Below are 18,175 nucleotides of genomic sequence, written 5' to 3'. Positions count from 1 at the left end.
CGGCTGGTTTCGCGCATAACGAGATTTTTTTCGAGATGTGGCGAAACCAGTTCAGGGCGATCGCCGTAAATACGGCATCAGCGTGATGATGTGCATGAACGCGGGTGGATGGATGGATTGGTTTCTTCTAGTTGTCTTGGCGGTCGGTCTATCGCTGGCCATGGCAGCATCCTGGGTGGTCCAACGCATGACGGGTCGCAGCGGCTGGATCGATACCATCTGGTCCTTCGCCGTCGGCATTGGCGGCGTTACTGCGGCGGTCTTCGCCAACGGTGCGTTCGGGCGTCGCATGACAATCCTTGTCATTGTGGCCGCCTGGGCGTTGCGGCTCGGCTCGCATATAGGCAAGAGGACCAAAGGCGCCGACGAGGAGGATCCACGCTATGCCAAACTGATGGAGGCTTGGGGTGATAGTGCCGGCTGGCGGCTATTCCTCTTCCTTCAGGTTCAGGCTTTGGCGGCCTTCATATTGGTACTCGCTATCTATCTCGCGGCAGCGAACGACGAGGCCTTTCCTGGTGGACAGGATTTCCTTGCAATGTTCATCGCCTTAGCGGCACTTGCCGGCGAGACGATTTCGGACGAACAGCTCTCCCGCTTCCGTAAGGAGCCGCAAGCGAAGACCGAAGTCTGCGAAGTAGGCTTTTGGCGATATTCCCGCCATCCCAACTACTTTTTCGAATGGCTTTTCTGGTGCTGCTGGCCGGCATTTGCCGTCTCGACATCGCTTTCGAGCCTGTTATCGCTTCTCGCGCCGGCGCTGATGTACTGGCTTCTCGTGCATGTTTCAGGCATCCCACCGCTCGAAGAGCATATGCTGCACTCACGCGGCGATAAGTTTCGTGCGCTGCAACGGCGTGTCAACGCCTTCTTCCCCGGCCCCCGTAAAACCCAATCCCGCCTTTCAGGAGAATAGCCATGAGCATGCTGGCCTTTGCCATCAACACCGCCGAGCGTGTACCGCTCACCGACGGTATGACGCTTGCCGGGATCGATTTCCTTTGCGGGCGCACAAGACGCCGATTGGCTGCAACTCCGCAAGACGCCGAACGTGCCTTTGTCGAGACGATGGATCGCTTCCCGATAGCAACGCATACCGACGAGGCCAATCGGCAGCATTATGAGGTGCCGGCGGAATTCTTCAGCCTGGTACTCGGGTCACAGAGAAAATACTCCTGCTGCCTTTATCCAAGCACAGACACGACGCTGGCGGAAGCCGAAACCTATGCCCTTGCCGAAACGGTCAAACATGCGGGAATCGAGGACGGTAGGAGCGTTCTGGAGCTTGGTTGCGGTTGGGGTTCGCTGTCACTTTGTCTCGCGCAGCAGTTCCCGAACTCGCGTATTACGTCTGTGTCCAACTCCAACTCTCAACGCGCATACATTCTTGGTATCGCCGCCAGGCGCGGCCTTTCCAATCTGACCGTCGTCACCGCGGACATGAACGATTTCGAGACCGGCGAACGTTTTGATCATGTGGTCTCGGTCGAGATGTTCGAGCACATGTCGAATTGGCGCACATTGCTGGAGCACGTTCACCGCTGGTTAAAACCCGATGGCAGACTGTTCCTGCATGTGTTCACCCATAAGGATCGCTCCTATCGGTTCAATCATGACGATCCGGCCGATTGGATCGCCCGTCATTTCTTCACGGGCGGCATCATGCCCGCCCATGATCTGCCGCACCGTTTTGCCGACCTCTTCTCTGTCGAACGCGAATGGCGCTGGTCCGGCCTGCACTATCGGCGCACAGCCCTCGACTGGCTTGCGAACTTCGACCGCGAGATCGATCGCATCCAGCCGCTCTTCGCTAGGGTTTATGGACGGGATAGCGCGCTTTGGCAGCGGCGCTGGCGGCTCTTCTTTCTGGCGACGGCAGGCCTGTTCGGGCATGACAAGGGCGATGTCTGGGGTGTCGGCCACTATCTGCTAAGGCCCGCCGGATGACGAGGCCGCAGCTGGATCCGCGGACCAAGGCTGCGGTGACGATTGCCTGGGTGATCATAGCCAACAAACCCTTCTATCCGCTTTATATTTGGTGGCTCATCGGCGACGGTGTCGGCATGTCCGCCGTAACACTTGTCGCCATTCCTTTCTTCCTCGTGATCCCCTTGGTCGCTGGGCGATCCCCTTTCTTCCCCCGGTTCGCCCTCCCGCTATTCGGCACGCTAGACACGGTTTTCGAAACCATCCTATTCGGAAAGGCGTCAGGGACCCTCCTGTTCCTCGCGCCCTGCATGGCACTGGTGCTGGTGTCTTTCCATGCGAGCGAGAAATGGTGGCAACGCGGCCTTGCCTGCTTCATTTTTGCCTGCTTCGCCGTCTGCTGGAAGACAATCAGAGAACCGGTCTTTCCCTGGAGCTCCGATCAGCTTACGACCTTGTTGAACATCAACACCTTCGCGGTTGCGTCTCTCATGGCGTTCATCGCAATGTGCTACGCAGGCACGGCAGCTGATATTTGATCAGCAGATCCTTGCTGTTGAAGAGATACGAGCCGGCGGCGCGGCGTTTCAAGCACCCGCAAACCTAAGTCCTCGAGACTATTACGTTGTAAATCGGGCTGACATATGAAACTCGTTTTCCGCGTTTTAGTATAGAAGAACTGCGGAGCCGATATGGTACGTTACCATACACCGAGAGAGCGAGCCGTTGGCGTGAGGCGGACTGTCTCCATCGCTCGCCAAACTTCTTGATCCAACATCGGGAAAACCTTAGATCGCCAGACCTCCGAATCGGTCAGTCTTGCGAGATAGTCCTCATAGGCCAGTCGACTGGCGAAGGTCGAGAACCAGACGAATACGGTTTCGCCCTCCCGGACGGGCAAGCGCGGAAATGTGTTTGCGCTCGTCTCAGTGATAAACATCCCGTCGACGCGCGCACCTGCGGCCTCGATCAGCTTCCTTGCTTCACGTTCGAACAGATCGGCAAACTTCTCCGCCGAGCCTGGCGCAAGCGAGCAGGAGGTAATGGTGGTCAAGCCCGCTGGCACCGACGAGGCGCCGACAGGCGGCCTCGTTGAGCTATTGGCGGCAAATGCCGGCCATGGGCTTGCAGGGCGAAGCAGAAGCACATTGTCGGAATTGACCATGGTCGCATTGGCCGCGGCGCCATGAGCTTTCCAGACAGGCCCCGAATAGAAGGCGGCAAGTGCGCCGGCTCGTGCTTGCATGTTCGCGAACGAGCGGACCCAGACGAATGCGTTCGGGTCGTCGAGATCTCGATAGAAAGCGGGAAGGCCGATGCCGAGCTCTTCTTGCGTTTCGACAAACTCGCGTTCGAATACGTCAAGCAACAGCTCACGCGCGTCTGGACGAAGTCGATAGCGACGTAATTCGAATATCGTATGCTGCATACATCCCTCCCCAACAGGTCAATTGACCTGTTTTAAACATACAGGATGATTGACCTGTTTTGTCAAGCTGGTATTTTGAGATGGTTTTTGAACGGCTATGTGAGGATTGATGGTGATCGGAGGTAGAACGAACGATCCGGAGGGCATGCGTCGGAAAATCATTGATGCATCTTTCGCGGTTATGTCCCGCGATGGCTACACGGCATCTTCGATGCATCATCTTCGGGACGCGTCGAACGTTTCCAGCGGAGCGTTTGCCCACCATTTTCCAAGCAAGAAGGCGCTTGGCTTGTGTGTCATAAGAGAGGGAATAGCGCCTGCCGTCGCCGACGCCTGGATTATACCGGTGAGCAGGGCGACTTCTGCGCCCGCCGGCATTCGAGATGCATTCTGCACCATAATCGCTGAATTGGAGAGGAATGGTTCCGTCTCCGGATGTCCACTGAACAACCTTGCCGTGGAGCTATCATCCCATGATCCGGAACTGAGACTGGAGATGGATGCGATCTTCCAGAACTGGCGCGCGGCGATTGCCAGCAAACTGCGTGACGATTTGGATGCCGGTCTTGCCTCAGATCTCGACCCGCAAAAAGCGGCCATGTTCGTCGTCGCCGTCTATTCCGGCGCGATGACAATGGCGAAGGCGTCGCAGACAGCTGCACCACTGCTCGACAGCTTATCAGAGTTGATCAACTACTTCCGACTTTCGTACCGACCTGACGCGATTTGAAATTGAGATAACCGTCCACATCGTGAAGACTGCGATGACATAGGCTACCATGAACGGTAGTCCGACTCTCTTTTGCGGCGCATCGCCAATTGCTGATGCAACATGCATTTCGAGCTATTTCCCGCCAAAACGATCACGATAAAGCCCGAGTGCAATTCTTAGCCGCTTTTGAAACACGCGACGCAGCGCATGAAGGCGCCCAAAGCCGACACGTGCAGCAATGCGAGCCAAAGACCAGTCGGACGTCTCAAGGAGCATCTTTGCACGCGCGATCCGGGTGGCCTCAACGAATTGGGCGGGCGTTATACCAGCTTCTTTATGGAACGAATGCGAACACATTCTCTCGCTCGTGTCGGCCCTTAACGCAAGTATGCGGCCGGACAGGTCGCCGGTGGGATCTTTGCGAATTTCCTTGACCAAGCCTCGCATGAATTTGGTGCCGTAATCTCTGCCTTTCTGGATGTGGCAGGTACGCGTTGCCCGTCGCGGCAACTTTAATAGGCGTTGGCTGAGCTGGCTTCAGCCGGCGACGGTGCAGCACCATCGGCTGGAACCATCAAATCCTGCTAGAGCGGACTCTTCACGGCACCTGAGCGCCCGTCGCAGTCGTGTAAACCCGGTAGAGCGATCGCGTGGCGGTGATGAACAGCTGATTGCGGCGTGGACCACCGAAGGTAAGATTGGCAACAGTCTGTGGTATCTTGATCTTGCCGATCAAGGTGCCATCGCCTGCGAAGCAATGAACACCATCGCCAGCACTCGTCCAGATATTGCCGTCCACATCGGCACGCAAGCCGTCCGGAATGCCGGTATCGATGTTGCAGAAGACGCGACCGTTCGTGAGTTTCCTTCCATCCATAACGTCGAAGACGCGAATATGCCTCGGGGCTTCGATGTCATGGCTGGCGGCGGAATCGGCAACGTAAAGCTTTGTCTCGTCGGGAGAGAAGGCCAAGCCGTTCGGCTGGCGAAAATCCTCGATCACGACGTCCAGTTCACCCGTCGAAGGATCGAGCCGATAGACATTGCGGCTCACCTGCTCCGGTTCCGCCTTGTAGCCCTCGTAGTTGGAAAGGATGCCGTAGGTCGGGTCGGTAAACCAGATGGTTCCATCTGAACGAACGACGACATCGTTGGGCGAGTTCAGGCGCTTGCCCTTATAGCTGTCCGCAAGAACCGTGATTGAGCCGTCGATCTCCGTGCGCGTCACCCGACGGCCCCCGTGTTCGCACGACACCAGGCGCCCCTGACGGTCGCGCGTATTGCCGTTGGAAAAATTGGACGGCGACCGAAAAATCGACACACTGCCCCCCGGCACCCAACGCATCATGCGCTCATTGGGAATATCGCTCCAGATCAGGCTGCCGCTGTCGGCAAACCAGACGGGACCTTCCGCCCAACGGCAATCGGAATAAAGCTCTTCCAGCCCAGCGCTCGGAACGACACGGTTGCGGAAACGTGTATCGTAGATCTCATAGAGAGGTGATGCGTCGTTTGGCATTTCAGATGTCCTAAAAGCTGCTGGGGGAATAGTGTCAGCGTCCGCCGGTTGGGCGACCGCCCGCAATCAGAATAACGGCGATGATGATGAGGCCGGTGAGAACCAGCCGCGGGCCGGCGCCGAAGCCATAGGTGTTCAGCATGGATACCACCAGGAACATGAACAACGAAGCGCCCCATATGCCGGGCACGTTGGAATCGCCACCGGCCACTGCCGTTCCGCCGATGATAACGACGGCAATCGACATCAGCAGATATTCAGCGCCCATGTTGAGAGCTGCGCCGCCGGAGAAGCTTGCAAGCAGATAGCCGCAGACCGAGGCGAGGATGGCGCAGAGCACGTAGGTCGCAAGCCGAGTGCCGTCGACGGGAATGCCTGCCATTCTCGCGGCAAACATGCTTTGCCCAATGGCTGAAATCCATCGACCATAGATCGTCCGCTCCAACAGCACCCATGCAAGTAGGGAGACCAGCAGCGCGACGATCGCCACATTCGGCACGCCGAAGAAGCCTGATGTGGCGAAGTCAGCCAGTTGTTCGGGCGGCTTGATGCGCAGGCCGCGATTGCTCCAGATTGCCGTCGACTGGATGATGAAGCTCATCGAGAGCGTCGCGATGATCGGCGGAATGCGCAAGAGCTTGATGAGCGCATAATTGCCGATCCCGATGCCAAGGCCGATGAGGATCGACACCAGCAGCCCGGGCACGATCATGGCGTCCTCGACATTCATCAGTTTCAGCGCCAAAGTGCCCGCAAGCGTCATGGTGGCCGGCACGGAAAGATCGATGTTTCCAGGGCCGAGCGTGATGACGAACATCTGCCCGATGCCGACGATTACGGAGAAAGCTGCGAAGGTCAACGCAGCCTGGGACAGGCCTATCGCGCTTGCTCCACCGGTGAAGAACACGGTCACAAGCCAGACGATAATGGTTGCAAGGAATGACCAGATCCAGGGCTTGCGGCCAAGCACGCGAAGAACCGTCATGAGTGTTTCTCCCGCTTCTCTACGCGGTTGAGCAAGAGCCGCAGGGCAAGCACGATGATCAGAATGGCGCCTTGCGCACCGATCTGCCAATCCGGCGAGATCCGCAGGAATGACAGAAACGAGCCCGCCAGAGTGAGGGTCAAGGCACCGATGACGGCACCGACGGGCGAGACGCGACCACCGATGAACTCGCCGCCGCCAAGGATGACACCGGCGATCGACAGCAGCGTGTAACGCAGCGCGATATTCGCATCCGCCGAGGTCGTAAGCCCAACCAGTGCGATGCCCGATAGGACCGCGAAGAACCCGGCCAGCGCATAGGCGGCCGCGCGCAGGGTGACGACGGACCAGCCGGCGCGCTGAAGCGAACGCTGGTTGCCGCCGACACCGCGGATCAGCACACCGAATGACGAACGCATGACGATGAAATGTGAAACCAGCGCAATGACAACGCTCGCAACAATCGCCATGGGGACAAGCGGCGGCTTCGATGTCATCAGCCAACGCGCCCAGTCGGGTGCCGTCCCGCCCGGCGCCGGCAGCAGCAGCACGGCAAAGCCGCCCCAGACAAAGCTCATGCCGAGGGTAACGACGATCGACGGCAGATCCCTAACATAGATGATCACGCCCATGGCCGCATAGACAGCAACCGCCGCGACCAGGATGAGGATGCCGAACAGGGGCGCCGACTGCAGATAGGTCGCAGCGACGCAGGCGATGAAACTGACGAAGGTGCCCATCGACAGGTCGAGGTCGTTGACCGACATGATCAGCATCTGCGCGATCGTCGCGAGCGCAATCGGCACCGCGAGATTAAAGAGCAGGTTGAGGCCGACATAGCTCATGGCCCGCGGCTGAAGATAAAAAACCGCAATCAGGAGAACGGCCAGCGACAAGGCCGGGATGAGCAAGCGAAGGGTCGAGGACGATGGACGCATCATGCGCCCTCCCCGGCAAAGGAAGCTGCAAGCACGTTCTCTTCCGTGATTTCATCGCCGACCAGCTCCGTGACGATGAAACCGTCACGAAAGACATAGGCACGGTCGCAAAGGCGGATCTCGTCCATTTCGGTGGAGTACCAGATGAATGTCCGGCCGGTCGAAGCCTCTTCGTTGAGGATTCGATAGACCTCCTGCTTGGTACCGATATCGACACCACGCATGGGATCATCCATCAGCACGATCGGTGACGTCGTCGCGAGGGCGCGGGCAAACAGCACCTTCTGCTGATTGCCGCCGGACAAGGACAGGATGCCGTTTTCCATCACTGGTGTCCGGATTTCGATCCGGCCCTTCCAATCCGTACCCAGGCTCTGTTCCCGCTGCCTGTCGACAAGGGACATCTTCGATAGATCGCCGAGTGATGCGATGCTGAGATTTTTCAGGATGCTCCACAAGGGGAAAGTCCCGTTCAGGCCGCGATCGCCCGCAACGAAGGTAATCTTGTCCCGCCCGCCGGGCAGCCAATTGCTGGACAAGGATCGATGCAGATCGAGCAGCATGTCGGTCTGGCCATGGCCCGCAAGGCCGGCAAGGCCAATCACTTCTCCCTTTCGAACTTCGAAGGGAAGTCCCTTGCCGCCGCGTGACGGCAAGGCGAGAATGGGCGCAGCAATAGCGCGCTCCTCTGCCCTGCGCTTGCGGTCCTGCTCCTTGACGACGCTGCCCATCGCCTGGACGAGGCTATTGACGCTGAAGTCCCGCGCGACCCGGTCAGCGACGACGCGACCGTCCTTCATCACGAGGATGCGGCTCGCAGTCGAAAGTATCTCGCCAAGAATGTGCGAGATCAGCATTACGGCGCCGCCGGCCTCGACAAAGCGGCGGACATAGGCCATCAGCTGTGCGGCGAGCCCCGCATCGAGCGAGGATGTCGGCTCATCCAGGATCACCAGCTTCGGCGCCTGACCAACGCTGCAGAAGGTTATCGCAATCTCCACCATCTGCCGTTCCGCGATCGAAAGCTCACCGACGGTGCGCATGACATCGATCTTGTGGCCGGGGAAAACCTCATCGAGCTTTGCGCGCACGATTGCGGCCGCCTGCCTGCGCCAGCTCCAGCCGGAAAGACCGTGATGGACGACCCGCATGTTTTCGACAACGGTCAGATTAGGAGCAAGCGAGAGTTCCTGAAAAACGCAGCGAATACCATGCGCGCGCGCCGCATTGATGCCGCGCACATAGTCATCACCCTCATAGGCGATGGCTCCCTCGTGGGGGCTTAGGCCGCCGTTTATGACGTTGACGATAGTCGACTTGCCGGCCCCATTGTGACCGACAAGGCCGATACACTCGCCGGCGTGAATGGCCAGATCAGCGCCATCGAGCGCCTTGACGGCACCGAAATAGACCTTGATTCCGCTGGCCGAGACGATCGCTTGCCGCTCGGCATTGTCTCTCATCGAACTATTGTCTTTGACTGCAATCATGGATCGTCCGGCCGGGCGTTGCGCCAACCGGTGCCGCTGCTTTGAGCGGCACCGGCCATTACACTGGCTGATATCGATTACTTGGCCGCAGCAATGACCTTCTTGGCATCATCGAGCGTGTATTCGACGTTCGCGACCCCGCCCGCCTGCGTGGTGGCGAGATTGGTTTCGAGATTATCCTGATCGATGCGCAGGAACGGCACGACCAGATCCTTCTTCACCTCTTGACCGTCGAGGATCTGCTGCGCGACCCAGAAGGCAAGTGTCGAGACGCCCGGCGCGATCGAGACCGACATGGTCTCGTAGCCGCTTGCATCCTTTTCCTTCTTCCACCAGGCGAGTTCGTCCTGGCGATTACCCATGACGATCGTCGGCATCGGGCGCTTTGCGGCGGCAAATGCCTGGGCGGCACCATAGCCGTCACCGCCCTGGGTTACGACCGCGGCGATGTCGGGAAGGCTTGGGAGGATACCGGCGACGGCACGCTGCGCGACGTCTTGCGCCCAGTCGCCATGGACCGAACCGACGATCTTGAACTGCGGATATTTGGCAGCCGCGTCATGAATGCCAGCCGAAATCTCGTCATCGACGGAAACGCCGGCAAGCCCGCGGATTTCGAGTACATTGCCGCCCTTCGGCATCTTCTTGGCGAGGTACTCGATCTGGCTCGCGCCCATGCCCTTGAAGTCGACGGCGATCCGCCAGGCGCAGGGCTCGGTGACGATACCGTCGAAAGACACGACCACGATCTTGGCATCGCAGGCCTCCTTGATGGCACCATTGAGCGCGGTCGGTGAGGCGGCATCGATGACGATCGCATCGTAGCCCTGCAGGATCATGTTCTGGATCTGCGCGGCCTGTTCGGTTGCCTGGTTTTCTGCCGTGGTAAACGGATCGGCGGCGGCAACCACGCCGGCCTTTACGGCTTCGCCCGTGACCTTCTGCCAGCTGGTGAGCATGGCCTGACGCCAGGAATTGCCGGCATAATTGTTCGACAATGCAATTTTCTTGGATGCTGTATCAGCAAAGGCGGAACCCGGCACGGCAGCGCAAACGATGACGGCGGATGCCAGAAGCATCTTGGCAATATTCATGTTTTCCTCCCAAAGAGCCCGTACTTCAATCGCCGGGCCAAGATTTTCGAACGCGCTCCTCAACAAACGATCGAAAATAATATTTGCACTGAAGGTTCCCCTCTCAGTACAAGCAGGATGTCTGAGATTGTTGCGCTTGTACAGGCGCTTACGACGCGAGGCCTTGCGGGATCCCGCAGAAAAAATGCGCAAGTCCGCAAGACGAACCGCTTGGATCGGCGCTTAATAGCGTCATGAATTAGCATACCGCGATCGATCGGGGGACACGAGATCGACGCCTTGCCTGGGAGGGCGTGTTTTGCGCGAGATGTCGCCGAAATCGGTCTTCGACCATTATCTCAACATCTCGAGGCTACTCGCCGGGCAGCTCGATTTCCACTCCGTCATTCAATCGGTCGCGGCCGAAATCAGCCATGTCATCCCGCACGACCATCTCGACGTCTGCATCATCATGGTGGACGAGCAGTTCCATACCGCCTACGAGAGTGGAATGGAAACCGACTGGGGCCGTCGTTTTCCCGCCCCGGTCAGCAACAGCCCCATCCGCACACTGCTCTGGGGCGAAAGCGACTTTCTTCTGACCGACGACGCCTGGAGCGATCCGCAATTTCACTTCCAGGGCGCTTTCTCGCATCCGATCTTTCATCAGTCGCTGCACAGCCGTCTCCATGTTCCCCTCAAGGTGCAGGGGCGCGTCATCGGCGCACTCTCCTGTTCAAGTCATAAAATCGGCTTCTATGACATGAAGGATATCGAGAATGCCCGCGTCATCGCCGATCTTTTGTCGCCGCACTTCTTCGCTATACGCGCTGCCGATCAGGCCAAACGGTCGGCAATCGTGGAAGCCGAAGCGCGCGCTCGCGAGGAAGGCTTGCGGCTTGGCGCCCTGAAGCTGACGGAGGCTCTGGAGGCTGAACGTCAGCGTATCGGCATGGACCTGCATGACCAGATTCTCGCCGATCTGACCCGCCTTTCCCGCCGGCTGGAGCGGCTTGCGCGCCAACCCGACGTTACGGGCGAAGCGCTCGAGCCGCTGTTTCGCGGCTTGCAGCACAGCATGCAGGACCTGCGGCAGATCATCGAGGAGGCCAAGCCCTCCGTCCTGCAATTGTTCGGCTTTGCCCAAGCAGTGGAGAACCATCTTGAGCGATCGATCCAGGAGAGTGCGGCCAGTTTGACCTGGTCGCTGAACGACGAGACCGCCGGAGCTATCGACTGCCTGGAGCAACCCGTTTCCATCGCCCTCTTTCGTATCTCGCAAGAGGCCATTAACAATGCCATCCGCCACGCACAGGCCAGCAATGTTCAAGTTCAGCTCAAAGCAATCGAGAGCACGGTAATCATAGAGATCATGGATGATGGCGTCGGACTTGGAAACGCTCGCAAACCATCGGGCGGCGGTATCGAAAACATGCGCACGCGGGCGCGACTGATCTCCGCACGCTTCGTAATCAAACCTGCCAGCGCATCGGGAGGAACCTTGGTTAGCGTCACCCTGCCCGCCAAAGCGCCATCGGCGACAGGAGTTGTTTCATGAAGGTTCTGGTCATCGAGGACGATCCTCTGCATCGCTCCTACCTCAACGAGGCGATCCGTGCAGCTCTGCCTGAATGTGATGGCGTGCTTGAGGCCGAGAACGGTCATGCGGGCGAGCGATTAGCGCGTGATCTAAGATCCGCCCATATCGTCATGGATCTGCAGATGAGTCAGCGCAACGGCATCGAGGCCGCACGCACCATATGGAAGGAACGGCCGGAAACACGCATTCTCTTCTGGTCGAACTATTCAGACGAAGCCTATGTCCGCGGCGTGTCGCGCATCGTTCCTGTCGGCGCCGTCTATGGCTATGTCCTGAAGTCGGCTTCCGATGACCGGTTGAAATTGGCGCTTCGCAGCATCTTCATCGAGAGCCAGTGCGTGATAGACCGCGAGGTACGCGGTACGCAGCAAAAGAGCCTTGGCAACGTCAATGGCTTCACTGAGGCCGAATATGAAATCCTGGTCGACATCGCCCTTGGATTGACGGACCGCGCAATAGCGCAGAGGCGCAACCTCTCGGTGCGCAGCGTACAGAACCGATTGCAGCAACTCTATGTAAAACTTGGCGTCTATCTTCCGCTCGGCAGCCATGACGATGACGGCCGGTTCAATCTTAGAGCCCGTGCAGTGGCTGTGGCATTTCTGAGAAAGCTGCTCAATCACAACGCACTTGAACGAGCTGAAGCCGACCTTACGGCGTGGCTCGCACGTCATCCTGGCGACGATAGCCAGCAGCTATGAAAGCTACGCATGTTTGAACTCACTACGCATTTTCTGACAAGTTTCGCAGACGACAACTCCTGTCGGGATCCGAAACGAAACCCACTATTGTGCTTCTAAGGCCGCACTAGCCGCGCGCTCGGCAAACGTCGCTCGGAAATTGCAGGCTTCCACGTTACCGTAAGCTGCGCCTGCCGTGGCAGGACGAAGAACACCGCCATGCCGTGCGTGCGTCGGGGGGGACCGAATTCGCAAATACAAAGCCGGCGACCCCGCGGTCGGGCGGATACGAACCGCAGGCCGAAACCGGGATCAGACGTCTTGTCGAAAGACGTCAATTCGTTCAAAAATTTCGATGCGACGGTCATTGTCGCAAGACAATTTCCTCAGTCGCATTTAATCGACCGAGATCTCATGAGTGCCCATGATCGCAACGCTCACTGAGGCCGCCGCGCGTTACCTCCTTTTGGAGATAAGCCTGGTTTCGGCCAAATGACCTTTCGCAGCTTCCCGGTTGTTTATTCTGCCCTCCGCACTAAACTGCGTCGTCCTAAATAAGCCACGAGGGCTACAGAGTGATCAGGATGACCCATGAAATTTTGCGTGTGAGGGAGAGCTACAGGTTCGCTTTAGCAATCATTGCGATCGCCGGCTTCTTGCTGAGTTGGAGCGTGGTCGCGGCCAGCGACTCCGCTACGCCTCGTCTCGGTGCACCGAATCTCAAAGCTTCCGTTCCTCAAGCAGTGGCACCTGCCGCGTCAGAATCGCAGGTTGGCTTCGATGAGTTGCGTATCCCGAACGATCGCGAGCCACCGTTGATTGGCGGGGTATGGTATCCGACCACGGACATGCCGCGCGATGTCCGTCTCGACACTTTCTCCCAACGCGTCGCGCTCAAGGGCGTGGTGAGTGGCCGCCAATTGCCGCTTGTTGTGCTGTCCCATGGCGGTGCTGGTTCTTATTCCAGCCATTACGACACGGCGCTTGCGCTTGCGCGGGCCGGTTTCGTGGTTGCTGCCGTCAGCCATGCGGGGGACACGTATGACGATCAGAGCAAAGTCTTGATGCCGTGGCGACGTCCCGTACAATTGAGCCGTTTGATTGACTATATGCTTTCGAGTTGGCGAGGGCGCAGCGCTATCGACACCAATCGTATCGGAGCATACGGTTTCTCGAACGGCGGCTTTACCGTGCTGGTCGAAGCAGGAGGAGTGCCGGATCTGATGAAGATCGATCCGTATTGCGCGTCGAATCCGACGCACGATCTCTGCACCGCATTGGCGAAGGCCGGGATAAAATCGGTATCGATGCTCCATATACCCGCTGATGCTTGGAAGGCGGATCATCGCATCAAAGCGATCGTGGCAGCAGCTCCTGCGTTCGGATTCACCTTCGACCGTAACGGTTTGGCGTCTGTCCACATTCCCGTAATGTTGTGGCATGCGGCTGAAGACCAACATCAGCCGGGCCCATGGTATGAGGATTGGGTTCGCGGCGCTTTGCCAGTGGCGCCTCAATATCGGGTCGAAGCGGGAGCGGGCCACTACGCCTTTCTTCCGCCTTGCGATAGTCGGCTGCTTAAATCGGCTCCAACTATATGCACAGATGCACCGAGTTTCGATCGAGCCGATTTCCACAGTCGACAGAATGCCGAATTGATCCACTTCTTCCAAGCAAACTTGCGCTGACGGGAATTTAAACCCTTCCCTCGGCGATGGCGGCTAGGACTTCCTTGACCCTGATGCCCTTGTCGACGTCGCGGGAGAGAACCGTGATATCGGCTTTCGCATAGATCGGATAGCGCACGTTCACCAGGTTCTCGAGTGTCTGTCTCGGATTCTCCATCAGGAGATGAAGTTGAACAAGCGTTGAGGACGCAACTTCAATGGCCATTCCCAGATCTTTAGCACGGACGCTGTCGTATCGCTCGGGTTGGAGCCTATTGAGAAAAAGATGATCTGGGCTTTGCCGACCAAATTCTCGAACGGGATAGGTCCAATGATCCGTGAATCCTCGGAATTGTCGCGATTGTCGCCCATCATGAAATACTGATCAGCGGGAACGATAAACTCCGGGGTGTTGTCATAGGCACCCGTGTCGCCATCGACCTCGATAACGGCATGTCTGATGCCGTTAGGGAGCGTCTCGATATAGCGGGGCGCCGCGAAGCCTCGGCTGCCGGGTATGCTATTAACGGAGAATGTGCCGTCAGCTTCGCGTGGGGCCATCGCGCCGTTGATGAATAATCGCCCGCGTCTCATCTGAATATGATCGCCGGGCAGGCCAATCACGCGCTTTATCAGATTAGTCGAATGGTCAGACGGCAGCCTGAAGACAACGATGTCACCGCGATTGGGAGCGGCAGACCATAGGCGTCCCGCCGGCAGGAGATCGGAGAGGAAGGGCAATGAAAAGCGCGACCAGCCGTAGCTGAACTTGGAGACAATCACGTAATCGCCAACAAAAAGTGTCGGGATGAGTGATCCGGAGGGTATATTGAAGGGCTGAAAGAGAAGGGTGCGTATGATCAGGGCGATGATCAGGGCCTGTGCCGTTGTCTTGCTCAACTCCCAAATACATGGGCCTTGCGAGCGTGGCTTGCCAACACCTTTGTCGCGATTGTCTTCAGGACGGCTTGATAGGCTCATGGGTCTTCACTCCTTGGCGCCGGCAGCAGTGTTCGGCAAGGCCAGGATGGGTGTCCAAGAAAAGTGCTGCAATTCCAAAAAAAGTGGATCTAGCGGCCTGTATGATCCACCGGTAGATTCCAGCTTAAGCTGGTCGAGGAGACTGACGTGACACCGATGCAGGGCTTGGGGACATTTTCTAAGGCATGGTCCAAGATTGCCGCCGAGCTACTTTGCGAGAAGCCATGGAACTTCACGAAAAAGGCAGGCCCCTCAGGGCCTAGCCGAGTGATCGGCGACCTTGAGGTCGGCGCCACCTTCGCCGGGTTGGCCTACCTGGCAGCCGAACATCCGAACGGACGGATCGATCGCGCCGAGATCTGGAAGGAATGGGCAGAGGCCGAGTTGGAACCCCATGGCTTATCTCTGCAGGAATTGAAGCGGCTGGACCACGAGCAAGGCCTTGCGACCCATAACAGCACTGCAAAGCGCGTAAAGAAGGCGCTGGATGTTTCCCTTGCAGCGCTTGTTCACTTTGGTCTCTTCGAGAAGGGACCCCAGAACACCTATCTTCTCACAACGGCCGGCCTAGCTCGTCTGCTGGAACTCACCAAAGATCAAGGATGACAACGATGGGAAAATTGACTCTGGCTTTCCTAGCCGCGGTGATGGCGGTATTCACCGCGCAGATCGTCCTGCCGTTAAAACCGGCGAACGCAGTTCCTGCTGGTTGGATCGACAAGGTTGTCAACGCGCGAGAGCTGGCTCCCAAGCCGCCCACCAAAGTCGCTTCAAACAGGCTGTGAATAGATTTTTGCAGACCGGCTAATCTATTACCATGCAACGCGGCTAGACCAGCATCGCCAAGCGTAAGACGATCTGCCCGGTCCTCGGCGATGACTTCCGGCCGCCGTGAAGGCCTCGCCGCCGCCGGGCACGGTGAACTGACTTCAATTTAAGTCGCAGAAAATCGAGATTCCAACCAATTCACGGCAAGAGCCGTGATTGATCCGGCATCAACCAAAATGCTATCGGCTCCTCCGATAACTCCACACACGCCCCGTCCCGTGCCCAGAAACTCTTCGACGATGGTTGCGAAATAGCCTTCTTCAAGGCTCGATAAAACGGGATTTCCCGTACTATATTCTTCGGCCATGCGCCACCCAGAACCCGCGGCTGCCGCAAAAGGTACCTCATATCGACGGATACGCTTTTCGGGAATATTCGCAATGTGCTCAGCATGATGCAGCAGAGTTATCGTATCCAATGGTGCGCCGATCATCAGAACCTTTCCACGCAAAGATGCTAGTTTTGCCAACGGCGAATTTTCCCCATACCCGTAATCGAGTGGGTGAGCCGCCGTGATCCAGATCGCCTGAGCGCCGATTGCAGCTACAGATGCGGCCGGATTGCCGCTTCGAACAGCACCCGGCGTAGTGCGGAGAAATTCTGGAAACACCCCATTTGCACGAATTGCCCTGGAAACCGCTGGATCGAAAGGAATAATGTGCTCGCGCCATACGGCGGGGAGACTGCCTGTCGATTTGATCATCGCCACCCCGCACATCAGGAGACCGCTCTCAGCTTAAAATCTGCCAAAGTAGGTTAGATCATCTCCCGTCATGCTCGCAGCAAAGGGCACTTGCTGAACGGCGCCTAGCTTCCGTGCCCGACGAGCAACTGAACACGTTCGGTCATCCAGCGGCGACTGAAGCACGCCAGCAGGCCGAAATAAACCGCAATGCCCAAGCACACGGAGATTGCGAGGCGCTCGACTGCCGTGAATTCACCAAGAAAAGCCGAACGGACGTAGCCGATGATGATAGCCATCACCGCTGCTGACAGGGCCGCCGGCAGTAGGCCGAGATAGTGGCCGAGCGGCGATATTTGAAGCCGCCGTAGGAGGACGAGGTTTCCGTAGAGGCCGTAGAAAGTCGCGGGCGCCGCGGTGATCAAGACGGCCAGTTGCGGCGAGTGCGTCGGAATGGCCACGAGCGCACCGATACAGGTTGCGGCCACAGCGGCTGAATATTGCAGCGATCGTCTGTTCATGCCAAGTGCATTCATCGCGATCGGGTTGAACCAGGCTACCGGTATCATGAGGGAGGTGATCGCAACCGCACGCAGTATCGGTGCAACCCCTTCATAAGAGTGCGGCAGGAGGGCGTTTGTCAGGTCACCTGCAACAACAATTATGCCCGCGAAAGCGGGAAGGGCAACGAAGGCGGAGGTGCGAATGATGGTGGTGAAAACATGCGCCTCCGCCTGAATGTTACCGCGCACCTTGCTCATGAGCGGAAACCATAATGCAAAGAGCGGGCTGATAATCGGATTCTGCACGGATTCACTGATGCGATCGGCAGCGCGGAACAAGCCGACTGTGGCACTGTCGAACCGGATACCAAAGACCAGGACGGTGGCACGTTGCATCGAGAGATTTATCGCAGCTATCAGCCATAGCGGAATAAGCCGTCGAAACAGGTCGCGTCTGGCTTCCGCATCGGTCTTCAAGCCCGGAATCCACCGCGTGTGCAAGAACTCGAACACCAATACGAAAAATGTCGAGGTGACCCGTTGGACCGGAAGGGCCCAAATCGCCAGTGGAGAAAATGCCACGGCAATGCCGGCTACGCCGCCGACGATGGTGGACGACATGTTGCGCTTGGCGAATGTTTTGAAACCGAGGTCCCGCATAATGATGGCGTCCATCACCGAAAGCCAGGGCGTAACAAGGAGGAGCAACCCGAAAATCGGCATGTAGTAACCGATTAGAGGCACATTCTCCAATCCTGCGACGATCGGCCCGGCGGCCAGAAGAATGGCAGCGACAGGGGCTGCGATAGAGGTAAGAGCAAGGAAAGCCGCATTGAGACTTTTCCTATCGAATGCTCCCCTTTGAAGGATTGCATCCATTCCGGCATATCGACCGTCCACTGCAACGAAGTCGGCGACCACTGCCGACAGCGCAACCGCACCGAAAATTGCGGGATTGAGCATATGAGCCAGAATGAGGAAAATAATGAAGCCGGCGGCCTGCGAGAATATCGCATTGATCGTGTTCCAGACAAACGCGTTTCTAAGTGCAGATGCGATCGAGTTATCGGGCATTGCGAGCTTCCGATCGATTTTCTTGGAAACATGGTCCGCGCTTGTGCCATGTTGCGAGAGAAGGCCAAATGTACAGAGCTATTGTCCT

At 57.7% G+C, this 18,175-nt stretch carries 19 protein-coding genes and 1 pseudogene; 9 read left to right on the top strand and 11 right to left on the bottom strand.

Going from position 1 to position 18,175, the window contains the following annotated elements; genetic code table 11:
• Positions 1-112: 112 nt before the first annotated feature.
• The 3 genes from BJ928_RS31670 to BJ928_RS31660 are packed head-to-tail and all read left to right on the top strand — an operon-like array spanning position 113 to position 2,465.
• Positions 113-916 carry a DUF1295 domain-containing protein gene (locus BJ928_RS31670; RefSeq protein WP_047634289.1) on the top strand — a complete coding sequence of 268 codons (804 nt, stop codon included), beginning with the start codon at positions 113-115 and terminating at the stop codon, positions 914-916.
• A gap of 2 nt (positions 917-918) precedes the next feature.
• Positions 919-1,947, top strand: a complete 1,029-nt coding sequence (locus BJ928_RS31665; protein ID WP_047634244.1) for a cyclopropane-fatty-acyl-phospholipid synthase family protein — start codon at positions 919-921, stop codon at positions 1,945-1,947.
• Positions 1,944-2,465, top strand: a complete 522-nt coding sequence (locus BJ928_RS31660; RefSeq protein WP_047634242.1) for a hypothetical protein — start codon at positions 1,944-1,946, stop codon at positions 2,463-2,465. Before BJ928_RS31665 ends, BJ928_RS31660 begins: the two co-directional genes overlap by 4 nt.
• 161 nt (positions 2,466-2,626) lie before the next feature.
• On the opposite strand, the gene BJ928_RS31655 is transcribed toward BJ928_RS31660, so the two are convergent.
• The gene (locus tag BJ928_RS31655; protein ID WP_047634241.1) at positions 2,627-3,355 is read right to left on the bottom strand and encodes an NIPSNAP family protein; all 729 of its coding nucleotides are present in this window, start codon (positions 3,353-3,355) and stop codon (positions 2,627-2,629) included.
• A 145-nt stretch (positions 3,356-3,500) separates the two neighbouring features.
• Between BJ928_RS31655 and BJ928_RS31650 the strand changes: the two genes are divergently transcribed.
• Positions 3,501-4,085: a TetR/AcrR family transcriptional regulator gene (locus BJ928_RS31650; RefSeq protein WP_245432641.1), complete on the top strand. Its 585-nt coding sequence runs from the start codon at positions 3,501-3,503 to the stop codon at positions 4,083-4,085.
• 114 nt (positions 4,086-4,199) lie between these two features.
• On the opposite strand, the gene BJ928_RS31645 is transcribed toward BJ928_RS31650, so the two are convergent.
• The 6 genes from BJ928_RS31645 to BJ928_RS31620 form a co-directional block, all read right to left on the bottom strand.
• A complete protein-coding gene (locus BJ928_RS31645; protein ID WP_047634240.1) occupies positions 4,200-4,514 on the bottom strand; it encodes a helix-turn-helix domain-containing protein in 315 nt (104 codons plus the stop codon).
• A 151-nt stretch (positions 4,515-4,665) separates the two neighbouring features.
• A complete protein-coding gene (locus BJ928_RS31640; RefSeq protein ID WP_047634239.1) occupies positions 4,666-5,586 on the bottom strand; it encodes an SMP-30/gluconolactonase/LRE family protein in 921 nt (306 codons plus the stop codon).
• A 34-nt stretch (positions 5,587-5,620) separates the two neighbouring features.
• A complete protein-coding gene (locus tag BJ928_RS31635; RefSeq protein ID WP_047634238.1) occupies positions 5,621-6,571 on the bottom strand; it encodes an ABC transporter permease in 951 nt (316 codons plus the stop codon).
• Positions 6,568-7,512: an ABC transporter permease gene (locus BJ928_RS31630; protein WP_082011948.1), complete on the bottom strand. Its 945-nt coding sequence runs from the start codon at positions 7,510-7,512 to the stop codon at positions 6,568-6,570. Before BJ928_RS31630 ends, BJ928_RS31635 begins: the two co-directional genes overlap by 4 nt.
• The gene (locus tag BJ928_RS31625; protein ID WP_082011947.1) at positions 7,509-8,999 is read right to left on the bottom strand and encodes a sugar ABC transporter ATP-binding protein; all 1,491 of its coding nucleotides are present in this window, start codon (positions 8,997-8,999) and stop codon (positions 7,509-7,511) included. Before BJ928_RS31625 ends, BJ928_RS31630 begins: the two co-directional genes overlap by 4 nt.
• 77 nt (positions 9,000-9,076) lie before the next feature.
• On the bottom strand, positions 9,077-10,093 hold the full coding sequence (locus tag BJ928_RS31620; protein ID WP_047634237.1) for an ABC transporter substrate-binding protein: 1,017 nt from the start codon (positions 10,091-10,093) through the stop codon (positions 9,077-9,079).
• A 298-nt stretch (positions 10,094-10,391) separates the two neighbouring features.
• Between BJ928_RS31620 and BJ928_RS31615 the strand changes: the two genes are divergently transcribed.
• From BJ928_RS31615 to BJ928_RS31605, 3 genes are all read left to right on the top strand, one after another.
• A complete protein-coding gene (locus tag BJ928_RS31615) occupies positions 10,392-11,630 on the top strand; it encodes a sensor histidine kinase (protein ID WP_120296752.1) in 1,239 nt (412 codons plus the stop codon).
• Positions 11,627-12,373, top strand: coding sequence for a response regulator transcription factor (locus BJ928_RS31610; protein WP_047634236.1), 747 nt, complete (start codon positions 11,627-11,629; stop codon positions 12,371-12,373). The genes BJ928_RS31615 and BJ928_RS31610 overlap by 4 nt, the downstream gene beginning before the upstream one ends.
• A 563-nt stretch (positions 12,374-12,936) precedes the next feature.
• A complete protein-coding gene (locus tag BJ928_RS31605; RefSeq protein WP_245432640.1) occupies positions 12,937-14,040 on the top strand; it encodes a dienelactone hydrolase in 1,104 nt (367 codons plus the stop codon).
• 7 nt (positions 14,041-14,047) lie between these two features.
• Here BJ928_RS31605 and BJ928_RS31600 read toward each other — a convergent pair.
• Positions 14,048-14,194: pseudogene (locus BJ928_RS31600) on the bottom strand (shikimate kinase); the annotation flags it as partial.
• Positions 14,195-14,196: 2 nt separating this feature from the next.
• A complete protein-coding gene (gene lepB, locus BJ928_RS31595; protein WP_082011946.1) occupies positions 14,197-15,000 on the bottom strand; it encodes a signal peptidase I in 804 nt (267 codons plus the stop codon).
• 147 nt (positions 15,001-15,147) lie between these two features.
• On the opposite strand from lepB, the gene BJ928_RS31590 reads away from it, so the two are divergent.
• Positions 15,148-15,606, top strand: a complete 459-nt coding sequence (locus BJ928_RS31590) for a hypothetical protein (RefSeq protein WP_147413963.1) — start codon at positions 15,148-15,150, stop codon at positions 15,604-15,606.
• A 5-nt stretch (positions 15,607-15,611) separates the two neighbouring features.
• Positions 15,612-15,785, top strand: coding sequence for a hypothetical protein (locus BJ928_RS38985; RefSeq protein WP_156151453.1), 174 nt, complete (start codon positions 15,612-15,614; stop codon positions 15,783-15,785).
• Between the two features lie 149 nt (positions 15,786-15,934).
• On the opposite strand, the gene BJ928_RS31585 is transcribed toward BJ928_RS38985, so the two are convergent.
• Together BJ928_RS31585 and BJ928_RS31580 are read right to left on the bottom strand one after the other, a co-directional pair.
• Entirely contained in the window at positions 15,935-16,531 is a 597-nt protein-coding gene (locus BJ928_RS31585) for an AAC(3) family N-acetyltransferase (RefSeq protein ID WP_245432639.1), read from the bottom strand.
• A gap of 104 nt (positions 16,532-16,635) precedes the next feature.
• Positions 16,636-18,087, bottom strand: coding sequence for an oligosaccharide flippase family protein (locus BJ928_RS31580; protein WP_047634234.1), 1,452 nt, complete (start codon positions 18,085-18,087; stop codon positions 16,636-16,638).
• Positions 18,088-18,175: the final 88 nt, after the last annotated feature.

It is taken from the genome of Rhizobium sp. WW_1 (assembly GCF_003610155.1).
Lineage (GTDB): Bacteria > Pseudomonadota > Alphaproteobacteria > Rhizobiales > Rhizobiaceae > Rhizobium > Rhizobium tropici_A.
This window is presented reverse-complemented; position numbering and strand designations above follow the sequence as displayed.